This window comes from Paenibacillus sp. CR_12, from assembly GCF_041953985.1.
GTDB lineage: Bacteria > Bacillota > Bacilli > Paenibacillales > Paenibacillaceae > Paenibacillus_AQ > Paenibacillus_AQ lautus_A.
Map to the genome: position 1 here is coordinate 385536 of NZ_JAVFHO010000001.1, position 12879 is coordinate 398414.

At 37.3% G+C, this 12879-nt stretch carries 15 protein-coding genes; 14 read left to right on the plus strand and 1 reads right to left on the minus strand.

Annotated elements, in window-relative coordinates; genetic code table 11:
• Window positions 1-203 precede the first annotated feature (203 nt).
• From RB297_RS01805 to RB297_RS01825, 5 genes are all read left to right on the plus strand, one after another.
• Window positions 204-662 carry a DUF4362 domain-containing protein gene (locus RB297_RS01805; protein WP_375119553.1) on the plus strand — a complete coding sequence of 153 codons (459 nt, stop codon included), beginning with the start codon at window positions 204-206 and terminating at the stop codon, window positions 660-662.
• A gap of 263 nt (window positions 663-925) precedes the next feature.
• A complete protein-coding gene (locus RB297_RS01810; protein WP_007127786.1) occupies window positions 926-1432 on the plus strand; it encodes an HIT family protein in 507 nt (168 codons plus the stop codon).
• Between the two features lie 224 nt (window positions 1433-1656).
• Window positions 1657-2163 (plus strand): hypothetical protein, encoded by a 507-nt coding sequence (locus RB297_RS01815; RefSeq protein ID WP_332294279.1) that lies wholly within the window; start codon window positions 1657-1659, stop codon window positions 2161-2163.
• Window positions 2164-3173: 1010 nt separating this feature from the next.
• Entirely contained in the window at window positions 3174-3713 is a 540-nt protein-coding gene (locus tag RB297_RS01820; RefSeq protein ID WP_192572664.1) for an NUDIX hydrolase, read from the plus strand.
• Window positions 3714-3968: 255 nt separating this feature from the next.
• Complete coding sequence (locus RB297_RS01825; protein ID WP_332294283.1) at window positions 3969-4781, plus strand: DUF6602 domain-containing protein; 813 nt, start codon at window positions 3969-3971, stop codon at window positions 4779-4781.
• Window positions 4782-5099: 318 nt separating this feature from the next.
• Here RB297_RS01825 and RB297_RS01830 read toward each other — a convergent pair whose 3' ends face one another.
• Entirely contained in the window at window positions 5100-5189 is a 90-nt protein-coding gene (locus RB297_RS01830) for a putative holin-like toxin (protein WP_375119554.1), read from the minus strand.
• Window positions 5190-5573: 384 nt separating this feature from the next.
• Here RB297_RS01830 and RB297_RS01835 point away from each other — a divergent pair, with 384 nt between their 5' ends.
• From RB297_RS01835 to RB297_RS01875, 9 genes are all read left to right on the plus strand, one after another.
• Entirely contained in the window at window positions 5574-6221 is a 648-nt protein-coding gene (locus tag RB297_RS01835; RefSeq protein WP_332294284.1) for a hypothetical protein, read from the plus strand.
• Between the two features lie 208 nt (window positions 6222-6429).
• On the plus strand, window positions 6430-6792 hold the full coding sequence (locus tag RB297_RS01840) for a VOC family protein (protein ID WP_375119555.1): 363 nt from the start codon (window positions 6430-6432) through the stop codon (window positions 6790-6792).
• A gap of 256 nt (window positions 6793-7048) precedes the next feature.
• On the plus strand, window positions 7049-7570 hold the full coding sequence (locus tag RB297_RS01845; RefSeq protein WP_375119556.1) for a DUF2691 family protein: 522 nt from the start codon (window positions 7049-7051) through the stop codon (window positions 7568-7570).
• Window positions 7571-7819: 249 nt separating this feature from the next.
• The gene (locus RB297_RS01850) at window positions 7820-8077 is read left to right on the plus strand and encodes a hypothetical protein (protein ID WP_332294287.1); all 258 of its coding nucleotides are present in this window, start codon (window positions 7820-7822) and stop codon (window positions 8075-8077) included.
• 264 nt (window positions 8078-8341) lie between these two features.
• Window positions 8342-8902, plus strand: a complete 561-nt coding sequence (locus RB297_RS01855) for a hypothetical protein (RefSeq protein ID WP_192572260.1) — start codon at window positions 8342-8344, stop codon at window positions 8900-8902.
• Between the two features lie 192 nt (window positions 8903-9094).
• Window positions 9095-9706 carry an HD domain-containing protein gene (locus tag RB297_RS01860; RefSeq protein WP_332294288.1) on the plus strand — a complete coding sequence of 204 codons (612 nt, stop codon included), beginning with the start codon at window positions 9095-9097 and terminating at the stop codon, window positions 9704-9706.
• A gap of 300 nt (window positions 9707-10006) precedes the next feature.
• Window positions 10007-10336 carry a hypothetical protein gene (locus RB297_RS01865; RefSeq protein WP_332294289.1) on the plus strand — a complete coding sequence of 110 codons (330 nt, stop codon included), beginning with the start codon at window positions 10007-10009 and terminating at the stop codon, window positions 10334-10336.
• A gap of 871 nt (window positions 10337-11207) precedes the next feature.
• Window positions 11208-11756, plus strand: a complete 549-nt coding sequence (locus RB297_RS01870; RefSeq protein ID WP_375119557.1) for an ATP-binding protein — start codon at window positions 11208-11210, stop codon at window positions 11754-11756.
• Window positions 11757-11998: 242 nt separating this feature from the next.
• Window positions 11999-12766: a nucleotidyltransferase gene (locus RB297_RS01875; RefSeq protein ID WP_375119558.1), complete on the plus strand. Its 768-nt coding sequence runs from the start codon at window positions 11999-12001 to the stop codon at window positions 12764-12766.
• The last annotated feature ends 113 nt before the right edge of the window (window positions 12767-12879 follow it).

Here is a 12879-nt window from a genome sequence, read left to right on the forward strand (position 1 = left end):
TTCGAAGAAGAGCCTGACAGCATATAACAAAACATTCACGCTACGAGCTGAAGCTCTCGGTCTGCTGAGGCATTTTGGTGGATAAGATTCAGCAGACAACCCTGCACCGACTAAGATAAGAGCTATCTAAGTCGGTGCGGGGTTCGTGAATGCGGAAACGTTAGGTGAAATTACCGTAAATCAATAAGAGATGGAAGTGAACAATGAAAAAGAGTCTTTCATTACTAATCTTAATTGTAGCTCTAACAGGATGTAACTCTTATAGTTATAAAGACGCAACGAGCGAAGGTCATGTGGTAACTGGACCCGCAGGTCAAGAAAACATAGATAAACTTGAACTATTCTATCAGAAATTTCTTAAGCACGAGGAAGATAAGATCCGAATTGTACATTTTACAGATGAAGGAGATCCTGTTTATTTAGATTTAGACTCGAATGGCGAACAAATTAAGTTTTCAAGAGATAATTCAGATGATAAGTTCGGTGGTCAAAGTAAAGGAAGGAAAAGAACAACTTGTAATCAAATAATAAAGAAAACTGGGCAAAGAGGGGAATCACAAGGAACGGAATATGATCTTAAGGACTGTACAAGTGATATTGGTTATAGTGATGTAACTAATAAAGAGTACTTCCTTATTTTTATTGAGAATGAAGAGAATTAGTTTGTATATCAATGAAGTCGGTAGCATCACCTAACAATATATTCACGCATTGGGCATTCGCCCTCGGTCCGGCACGAAGTTAGATGCGGGTTCGAAGAGGCATTTCAGTTTCAGGGAAGCAGGATCAGCCGGACACATCCGCACCACCTAACCGCCATCGCTGCCGGCTCCTGGCGGAGTCTTAAGGTGGTGGGACGTCGTGAATACAAGAACGTTAGATGAAATTACGATGCAAGTTCTTATCAAATAATACGAGGTGCATAATGCCAAGACAAATTACATTGGGTGATGGAAGAACAGTAGAAGTTGAATGTGTAAGCTGCGCATTGACAAGTGGCTTGATTACTCCACCTGGTGGAGTAATTTTTGAATCAAGCAACTTTCATGTCCATCAGGATGTTGCTTACCCAATCAAAGGGTTAGTTATATTGGCTTCAAAAAGGCATTTTTACTGCATGGATGAATTAACAGATGAAGAGCGATTAGAATTTATTTCGTTAATTCATAAGCTCAGAAGTGAACAAAGAAAACGATTGGGAATTGATAAGGTCTATTATTTTTATAATGAAGATACAACACATCACTTTCATTTGTGGATGGTTCCTAGATATGAATGGATGTACCAATTTGGAAATTCAGTAGAATCATTAAGACCGGCATTATTACATGCAAGGAATAATATGAATGACGATGAGAATATGAAGAGTGTAGAAGAAGGGGTTAGCATGTTAAGAGAGGGCATGAGGGATTTTGTGAGTAGCTCAAGGTAACATCATCTAACGCCGTATTCACGCTGCGGGCATTCGCCCTTGGTCCGGACCGATGTAGAAAAAGCCGAGGGTGAATTCAGCCGGACAACTCCTGCGAGGCTAAGGCTTCGCCCCGTTCCCATCGGTCACTTAAGCCTCTCGGATTCGTGAATACAAGAAACGTTATCGGAAATCCATGCAAAGACAATCAATACAAGAAGTAATTCGAAGAAGGGATGAAAAGAGTGGAAATAAAAAACAAGCAAGGGAATGTGATTGGAAAGATTCAATTTCATTCAAATCAAAATAAAAATACAGTTGAAAGTATTATCTCTGAATTAAGGCCAGGCGACGGCAAGGCTATCTATGATGCTGAAGCTACAGATAACAAATTTACTCAACAAACGAATTATGCTGCAGTTAACTGGGATGAGGGCTTTGAAAGCTTAAAAGAAAGATTATCCCCTTGGCAACCACGATTTCCGACTCTCTCTAAGATCCATAAGATACAAGTTTACTATGGGTTTGACAATTTATTATCTCATGAAATCGATGAAATGATCGAAGAAAGTGAAAGATCTAGAAAGAATGTAGTGGTACGGGATCTTAAGCCTAATAATACACTTGTTGGTGTGGATATAACTTATCATTCAGATCAAGGAACTTACAGATTTCGAATATTTGTGACAACAAAAAGTCGTATTCAAGAACCGGACAGCGAAAATTCTAAAATTGAGAATCTTGAAGTGTGAGGGAATGAGGCATTTTATATTTCGAGTGTTAACAACCAGCAATTAGTCTGGATAGAAGAGGATTCTGGTGGGAAGGCAATACAGTATGAATTTATGGGGAACGATATTCAGAAATGCGTATTATTTAGCATTGCGGAATCAATGATCTAAGGAAAGAATAATGTTAGAGATTCGAAGAAGGCATTGACATCCGATAACAAAACATTCACGCTGCAGGCCAGCAAGCTGACCTTTGGTCCGGGAAGCAGAAAGCGAGGAAGTAACTACCGGGACACATCCGCACTCCCTAACTGCTTACGCAGCCGGCCCTTCGGCCTTAAGGGAGTGGGACGTCGTGAATGCGGGAACGTTATCTGAAATGCCACAAAAAAATAATAAAGCGGTGGAAGCATGAGGAGAAAAGTTCGAATAACAATTAGTGTTGTAGTTGTCATATTATTTAGTATGATTTTTACAAATCCTACTAAATCAGATTACACCAGTTGGCTTAGAGAAAAACATGGAATAATTTGCACAAATGATGGTTTGGAAATAAATTGTAAACAACTAAAAGATAATAATGAAATAAAAATTAATTGGATGTCAGGGCATGTTAAGAACGTCGGCATATACACCATATTTGAAGAAAATTATAATGACAACGACGGGAATTTAATTGAAATCAGAGGGATCGGGATATTAAAGACACTAATTGATCTTTGATAATTTAAACTAAATGTTAGTACTTTGAATGGTAACTCAGGAAGTGTGGCACATCTGATAACAAAGCATTCCTACTGCAGGCATTCGCCCTTGATCGCTAAGAAGGATTTCAAAGAGGGTAATTCAGGCGATACATTCAACCAGCTAAGTCTGTCGACCCGTTCCTTGCGGTCACTTAAGCCGCTTGAACGTCAGGAATGCCAAACGTTATAGGAAATTTGGGCAAAACATATATAAACAAACTGAGCCAGGCAACTGGTGATCTTTGTAATGCTCGAATAGAGACATCGAATAAAAGGATTGATCTGATGAAATTAATTAGAAGAATTACTGATAGTGATATTTTCGGTGGAACTCCTGAATTGATTGAGTCGGTATCACGATATGCTTCAAGAGGTGTCCTAATTGATGAAGAGATGAATGCAGCTATGATGTATATGTCAGAAATTAATCTATACAAATTGCCAGGTGGAGGAATCGAAGAAAAAGAAACAATAGATCAATCATTTTTAAGAGAGATTAGAGAAGAGACTGGATATGAAGCTAAAGTATTCCATGAACTGGGATATATTGAAGAACATAAGAAGAAAAATGATTTTATGCAATTATCCTATTGTTGGATAGCATATGCAAGGAGAAGAGTCAGCGCTGTAAAACTTAGCGAAAGCGAAAAGCAACTTGGAATGGTGGTTAATTGGATGACTTTAGATAGGGCAATGGAATTGATGAATGAGTCATTGATAAACTGTAATGATTATTCAACAAAGTTCATGATTCTGCGTGATAAGACTATCCTAAATATTGCATATGAAATATTAAAAAGGAACGAAAGTGAACATTTTAAGTGACTCGAGGAAGGCCCGAACATCCTATAACATCATATCCACGCTTCGGAGCCTTACGGCTCCTTCGGTCCGCCCGACGGGAATTGGCAGGGGAGCAGAATCAGGCGGACACATCCGCACCGACTAACCGCATCGCGGCGGCTCCTTACGGAGCCTTAAGTCGGTGGGACGTCGTGGATACGGGAACGTTAGGCGAAATTCATAAAATCAAATATGTTTAAATCGTTAAAAATAAACTTGGAGGTGCAAGTAAGAAAAATGCCTAATTACTTAGAATATCAAAAGTCAATTGCTAAAGAATTTAAAGCGCACGAGTTACGTGTTCGTCACCTTATCGACGACGCTAATTGGGCAGAAGAAGGACGATATAAAGAAATCATATTAATGAATTATTTAAAAAGGATTCTTCCTAAAAATCTATCCGTAGGAACTGGATTTGTAAGGAACAAAAATCGCATAACCAAGCAGATAGATCTAATAATTTATGAGAATAATATACCCCCTATCTTTTCAGAGGGAGATTTTATTGTTACAACTCCAGAAAATGTGATAGGTATCATCGAGGTTAAGAGTTCTATAGAACCTTCCAAATTATTGGAAATAGTTGATAAAGCCAACGAGAACGGTCTTATTATTTCTGATGGACGCGAAATTTCAATATTTAATGGGGTTTTTGCATATAGCGAAGTTAAAAGAAAAGACCGAGCTTATCAAAGTTATATGAAAGAATTTTTTAATAATAAAATTGTACAACGTAATCACTTTAATGAAATTTTACCGAGAAACTTAAAAGTTTGTGTTAATAATATTTGCTTAGGAGATAGAAGGTTTATTAAATTGTGGCCGTTTAAAGAAGAATATGATGAGTTTTTTGCAGAATATAGTTTTTATAAATTACCAAGTGGATTAGGCATATCTTATTTCTTATCTAATTTACAAGAGTTTATTTTACGTAGACAACTTGGAATTTATAGTGATCCTTTAGAATCGCATTATCGAGATGTCTATTATCCTCTTCCAGAAGGAAAAGAAGTTCATAAGATACATTTTGAAAAATTTAAACTATTGTGAAAATAATTACGAAAATCGCCTAACAACATATTCACGCTGCGGGCATACGCCCTTGATCCGGCATTCGCCGGATACCCGACATACGTCGGGTCGTGAATACAGGAACGTTAAGTGAAATTTCTGCAGATAACATTACAGACCTTATATAAATAAAAATAATCAACAAAACCTATAAAAGCGTTATAAAATGAGTTATACTGAGGTAAGAATAAGTAAGGAGCCGTGCGCTAACACGACTCCAAAGTACAACAACTGCATAAAGAGCAGTCGGCCACGTAAGATGGGTCGGAAATAGACCGTTATCCTAGCCAGGGCGGTCTATTTCTTTTTCATGTAGGTGAGCAATGCCAAAATGAACATGCCGAACATGAACATTAAGGAGATAGCATCTTTGACCTCCATGGGCATCACCTCCCTTCGGGGAGATTAGCCGACCGCCCTTATAGCCGTATATTGTACTAGAAAATTATAACATATAGAACATGATGAAATACCATTAGAATAATATAAATAACTAAAATACATAGAAAAACAATATTTACATCTAAATCGTATATGAGAATGTAAATACAGAGAAGGCAGTAACATTACTTAACAATGCATCTATGCTGCGGGGCATTCGCCCCTTGGTTGTCAGAAGCAAGCTCATAGGCGTATATTCAGACAACACACGACCCGACCTAAGATAAGAACTATCTCAGGCCGGGTCGCGTCATAGATGCGGGAACGTTATCAGAAATCAATGGAAAATTAGTCAAGGAAGCAATTAAAAGAAGAAATGGAGTGACAGTAATGGAAATCAAAAATAAAAAAGGGAATGTTATAGGAAAGATTGATTTTCAATCTCGTCAAGATATAATCAGTGAAATTATTAATTTAAGACCTGGCGAAGGGAAGGCTATCTACATAGCTGATGCCGCAGATAACAAATTTTCACAACAAACAAATTATGCCGCTATTAATTGGGATGGAAGCTTTGAAAGCTTAAAAGAAAAATTATCTCCTTGGCAACCAAAGTTTCCTACTCACTCTAATATGTGTGATATTCAAGTTTATTATGGATTTGAAAATTTAACATCGCAAGAAATCGATGAGATGGTTGAGGAATGTGAAATAACTGGAAAAAATGTTGTTGTAAGGGAACTAAAACCTAATAATAAACTTGTTGGTGTCAGCATTACTTACGAAAATAACCAAGAAATATACAAGTTCCAAATTTTCGGAACAACAAAAAGTCGAATTCAAATGCCGGGTGACGGAGACTCTAGTATTGAGCAACTAAATGTACGAGGTAATGAGGCATTTTATATTTCAAATGCAGAAAACCAACAATTTATCTGGATCGAAGAAGACGTCAATGGAAAGGCATTACAATGCGAGATTAGTGGAAGGAACATTCAAAAAGAATATATTCTATCCGTTGTGGAATCAATGGAATAATCTATTAGCAACTCGAAGAAGTCATTGACTTCTGATAACAAAGCATTCACGCATCGAGCCAGGCTGCGCCTGTCTCTCGGCCCGCAAGAGGGATTTCGAGGAAGTGAATTCAGCGGACAAACCTGCAAGGCTAAGTGGCAGAGCCACCCGGCGCTATCGCGCCTTAAGCCTTTCGGGTTCGTGAATAACCAACCAAAGGAGCATCGAAATGATTTGTCGATTCCATCACGCTCAAATTACAATTCCAAACGGCAAAGAAGATGAGGCGAGAAACTTCTATTGTGGGATCTTGCAACTGAAGGAAATATTAAAACCAGAATCCTTAGTTGGCAGAGGTGGTTTTTGGGTTCAGGTTGGAGATCAACAGTTACACATTGGAACTGAAGATGGTGTAAACCGATTATTAACAAAAGCTCATTTAGCTTATGAAGTGAATGACATAAAAGCTATTGAAAAACTACTAACAGACAATGGGATTGAAATTCTGAAATCTGTACCTATACCAGGATATGAAAGATTTGAATTCAAGGATCCATTTGGCAACCGAGTAGAGTGTATAAAACCAGTATAAAAACTAATAAAGAATTAATTAAAGACTATATAAAAACTATATAAAAGCTGTATAAAGATATTTTCTGGGGCAACTCAAGATTCCTTCGTCTAACATTATGTTCATGCATCGGGGGGCAAGCCCCCTAGGCCCCCAACAAGTAAGAAGTGATAACGAAGAGGAATTTCTGCGCAAGGAAGCAGATTCAGCGGACACACCTGCACTGCCTAACCGCGTCGCGGCCGGTTCCTTCGGAACCTTAAGGCAGTGAGGCGTCGTGAACACGGAAACGTTATCCGAAATCTCTGCAAGAAATGAACAAGGAGAAGAGCAGATGATAAGAGGAATTAGCTTTGAAATTCCAAATGAATACGGAAGATTTCTCGAAGATATATTAATACCGTTTAAAGTAGAAGATTATAATTGGTGGATTGGTGGGGAAGAGTCATACATTATAATAGATGGCAAACTAGATGCACTTTTTTCAGGATTAATTGAATGCATGGAAGGTAAAACACTAAGAAATGTTATAACGAACAATGATTATTATTTAATATTCCAAGACCTTAAAGCTTTTCCTAGAGGCATTAAACCAATTGAAATTAAAACGTACGACGATTTTCTCAGAAGCAACTGCGAATTGGCATTATTAGTTGTAGATAGTTCTTATACAACAATCTATTGCAAGAATGACGAGTTAGTAGAAGGGCTGTATGCTAACGCAAAAAAACAGAACTATATAAATATAGAATACATAACCGACGAGAATGATTCCAGAACAGGTCTTTCAGTACGGTAAGGAAGTATTAATGCAAGTAAATCAGGAAGGCAGAGACATCGGATAACACCGCATTCAAGCATCGAGGATGAAGCCCCTCGGTCCCAGAAGTTGAAACAAGGAAGCAGATGCCGGGACACATCCGCACCACCTAACTGCATCGTTGCCGGCCATAGGCCTTAAGGTGGTGGGACGTCGTGAATGCAAGAACGTTATCCGAAAGCACCAAGTTCAGTCAAGAATCTAGTTATTTGAAAGGAAATGAATCTCATGAATAAGATCCAAGTCATATTTTCTTTAATAGCAATTCTAGTAGGTACATGTATAATCTCAATTTCAAAGATTGTTGAAGAATTTTCAGTAATCATGGGGCGAGCTGCATATCAAGCAGCCGCAGCAGGATCTTATAGTCCAGAAGAATATTATGTTAATCTATCACTTAACTATTGGATAGGGTCTTTACTAATATTATGTGGAGTAATCGTCTTGTGTATCATCTCTTATAATAATTACAAGAAAATTTTATGAAAACAACTGGAATTAATTTAAAATAGAGTATTCAGAATAATGATTTTAAGAATGTGAGTATTTCGTGAAGTTGGTGCCATCAGATAACACCAAATTCACGCATTAGGGCTACGCTCCTCGGTCCCAGAAGCGGCTTCAAGGAAGCAGTTGCTATGACACACCTGGCATTCGCCAGGCGTCGTGAATATACGAAACGTTATCCGAAACCACCGTAAGAGTTAATTTTTAAAAAAATATCAAATCTATTAAAAGGGAGTCCTCCAAATGATATGGGAATCAAGTTATTGGAAAGAAGATCTTTTAAAACTTTCTGACAAGATTAATAAAGTGTATTTATCAACAGCATACGATGATGATATGTTAGTGGAGTTTGAGAAAGACATAATGATCGTAATGTATTCAGTTAGAAAGCTAGTTGAAGCCAAGAAATTATCCCATGACACTGAACAAATACAATTAAAGGTTAAATCGTTTAAAAACAGAAAAGATGTTACAAGATTTAATTGGCATAGAATTCAAGAGCTATATGATTTAGATACACCATCAAATGAAAGTATGAAGGCAAGCTACTTATATAATCAGATAATACATAGTTACATTTTTCTAGTTTCACTGAATGATGAGGAAATTGTAGAAGGGTTTTATTTCACTTCTGATAGAATACGGAATCAAAAACTATTTTTTATTGAATTAAGAGAATTAAATAGGTACATAAATATAGTTGGAAATGATTATCCCATAGAAGAAAGATATGAATACAATAAATTAATTGAAGATTATAAAAATTTAACAAGCGCATCGAAGAGGGCCGGTAGCATCGGATAACAAAGTATTCACGCTGCGCTAACGGCCCTTGGTCTGCTAGAGGCTTTTCGGGGAAGAGGAATCAGCAGACAACCCTGCACTGTCTAAGTCCGTCGGACCCGGGGCTGGCGCCCCTTAAGCCAGTGAGGGTTCGTGAATACGGAAACGTTATCGGAAATTCTTGCGTGCGGTTAATACGTTTTAGGAGGGCTTATGAAGTCAGTATATAATAATCTTGTTATAAATACTTTATCCGGAAATCTCAAGGATGACATATATAATTTTTTAGTGAACAATGGTTGCCCTAAAACTGCGGAGCATTGTGTCAGGGTGGGGAAAGAGGCAAGAAAGATAGCAGAAAGATTTAATGCTAATGCAGATTCAGCTGAAATAGCTGGATATTTACATGATATAAGTGCGGTTTATTCTAACGATGTAAGGATTCAAGTTTCCTATGATCTAGGTATTGAAGTACTGTCTGAAGAAGAGGCTTTTCCAATGATAATTCATCAGAAGATATCTAAAGAAATGGCTAGAGATATATTTAATATTATGGATCAGGAAATTCTTGATGCAGTTGGGTGTCATACGACACTAAAGAAAAATTCAACTATTTTAGACAAGGTTTTATTTGTTGCAGATAAGATTGAATGGGACCAAATTGGGGAACCTCCATATTTATTTCAGATTACGCAAAAACTAGATCATTCTTTGAACGATGCAGCATTCGAATATATTGATTTTTTATGGAAACAGCGAGATAACCTTAGAGTTATTCATCCATGGCTTAGAGACGCTTATTATGAATTGAAGGACTTAGGTTAGTAATTCGAAGTAGGCAAGAACATCCGATAACATCGTATCTACGCTGCGAGCCTTTCGGCCCTTGGTCTGCAAGAGGCATTTCGCAGATGAAACCCCAGCAGACAACACCTGAGAGGCTAACCCGATCGCGTGCGCTCCCTTAAGCCTCTCGGGTTCGTAGATACAGAAACGTTTTAGGAAATCAGCGCAATAACGAAAAATCAAAAGCAATTCATTATTAGTTGATTTAAACTAACTGTGTAGTTTAGCTTATAAAGAGCAAATTGAAGTAGAAGAATATATATTGGAGGAGGAGTAGAAATGTACACACACAAATCGTTTGAAACTTTAGGAACCTTCACTTTGCTAAGACCTATTTTTATCTCTAGTTTGGTTGTATCACTACTTTTATTTTTTATACTGATAATCCCTAAATTAAAAAATAAAATGATAAACGGTTTTACTGTCCTTAGTTTGTCAGTTATCTCGATTTTTGTTTCTGGCCAACTTTTATATAATAGTGGAATCATCGTTGACGAGATTGGATTAAGTGGAGACCCTGTATCGTTTTATATTTTTTTAGCAATTACAGGTATTTGGATAATCAATCTTATAATCTATTTTTCTACACAAGGAAAATCAAACAAATAACCAAATTAACGGGGGATTGAATAGTGTAAGTCTTTCGAAGAAGGTGCTAACATCCTATAACAATGTATCTACGCTTCAGGCTGCGCCTTTGGTTCAAAAGAAGCATTTACAGAGAAGCGGAATCAGCGAACAACCCTGGCGAGGCTAAGTTCGTCGGGCCCAGTCGCTGGCGCTCCTTTAAGCCTCTCGGGTTTGTAGATACAAGAACGTTAGCTGAAACCATTGCAAAGAAAATTCTTGTAAAATGAAAAATCAAAAGATAAAGGAAGAGCCAACGTGCAAACATTTGTTTTAGATTAGTATCGAAAACACAGATTTGAGTTTGTTGGTAGTTTAACAGAACACTACCTTGAAGGAAGTTTAATTTGGAATGAATATATAAAGAATAAAATAAGACAAATAGATGAAATAATAGATAATGAGAATAAAAATTGGTACTTAGATTTAAATGGTTACAGATTAGAAGATATTGAATAATTTAAGAATAGTCCTTTGTCAATTATTAATGATGATAATGAGATTAAGATAGTTTCAAGATTTTTTGATTGCGGAACTGGTGAAGCAAGATTTGCTTTGCAACCTTGGTTTAGAACTGGTGACGAATTGCTCAGAAATAATAAAGATTAGTAGTAAGTAATTCGAGGAAGGCAATTTCATCAGCTAATACCGTATCCACGCTGCGGACCTGGTAGGTCCTTGGTCAGCTCGAGGCTTTTCGGAGGAGTTGGTCAGGCAGACAACCCTGCAAAGCAAAGTGGCGGAACCACCCGTTCCCGATGGCCGCTTAAGCCACTCGGGTTCGCGAATACAACGACGTTATCTGAAAGATCGGCAAAAATCATAATAGAAAACATTGATGGGAGAGCATTTTATGAGCCGCCTGGTAATCATGACGGTTGGAAAAACTCATAGTGGAAAAACCACTTTTGCTAAAGAATTAGAATCTGTACTACAACAAGCCATAGTCATTGATCAGGATAATCATGCTGAATTTATTAATAGCCATTATAAGAAACTTCGCCCTATAGAAGGTCCCAATACTTTAAAATTCTCTATAACAAATGCTATTGTTAACTATGCTATGGTGCAAAGCAATTTCCACATTATCTTAAGCAATTCCAATTTAAATAAATCAGGAAGAACAAATGTACTCCAGAACTTTCATGACAATGGATTTGAAAGTATTATAGTCCACTTTAATTTACCAATTGATTTATTGAAAGAACGTGTTACACAAACCCAAAGAAGTAAAGCTATATTTAGAAGTGCCTTGAACTTTTTGGAAGTATTGGAGAGACAAGAAAATACGATAGAAATTCAACCTACTAAAGATGAAGCTAATTATCTATTTGACATCAAGGACCCCAATGATACTTTGGAAATTATTCAACAAATAAAAGAGATAAGTGAATTTAGATAATTCGAAGAAGGCCGATTCATCAGATAACATGGTATTCACGCTGCGTCGCTATCGCTCCTTGGTCTGGCCGAGGTAGAAGAAGGAATCAAAGAGGCATTTCATTTGCAGAAGCTAAATCAGCCGGTCAACCCTGCACTCGCCTAACCGCATCGTGGCCACACCCTACGGTCGTTTAAGGCAGTGAGTGTCCGTAAATACAATAACGTTAGCCGAAAGAAGTTCTTAGTTTAGGAGGAGTCTACATGATATTAGAAAAAGTTATAAATAGAATTGCAATACAAAATGAATATAAGGATTTTGTTGATAAGTATATAAATCATATACTTACCGAATTTAAAGGTAAGATTCATAGCATTTATATGTGTGGCTCGATTCCAAAAGGAACTGCTAAACCTTTAAAGTCAGATGCAGACTTTACTATTGTATGTGTAAATCCCAAAGATATTGATTACGAAAGATTGTCAAATATTAAAGACGGGTTTTTGGAAGAATATCCAATAGTAACCAAGATTGATACGATAATTTGCTCGATTGACGATGTATTAAGTAAACCGAATGAGTGGGGTTTTTGGGTTAAGATAATTTGTGTTTGCATGCATGGTCATGACATTGGTGAAAAAGTACCACCGATCATTATTTCTCCAGAGTTCATTCTAGACTTAAATACAGAGACCAAGGAAGAAGTAGATCGTGTACGTCGTTCACTTTCTACTGCTAGTGATCACACGATGAAAACTAGATATATTAAAGGGTATTCGAAGAGATTAATTCGTGCATTATACTCTTTGGTTTTAACAGATACAGGTGTATGGCAAGATGACATTATTGAGATGAAGAATGCCATAATAAACTATTGCGAGATTGACTCCGCTTTAGTTGAGTATCTGTATGCTTGTTACTTGGATAGTGATGTACTTGTTGAAGAGTTTCTGGGAATTGCAGATGAAGTATATAGCTATTTTGAGAACGCCTTAAATACAATGGCTGCTTCCAGAACTTCCCTCGGCTAACACCATATTGACGCTCGGGGTCACTCTCAGAAGCGAGTGACCACATCCGGCCCCCTAAGCCCGTCGGGACGTCCTGCATTAGGTGTTCGGCAAGCCTCACAACTATAAGCAAC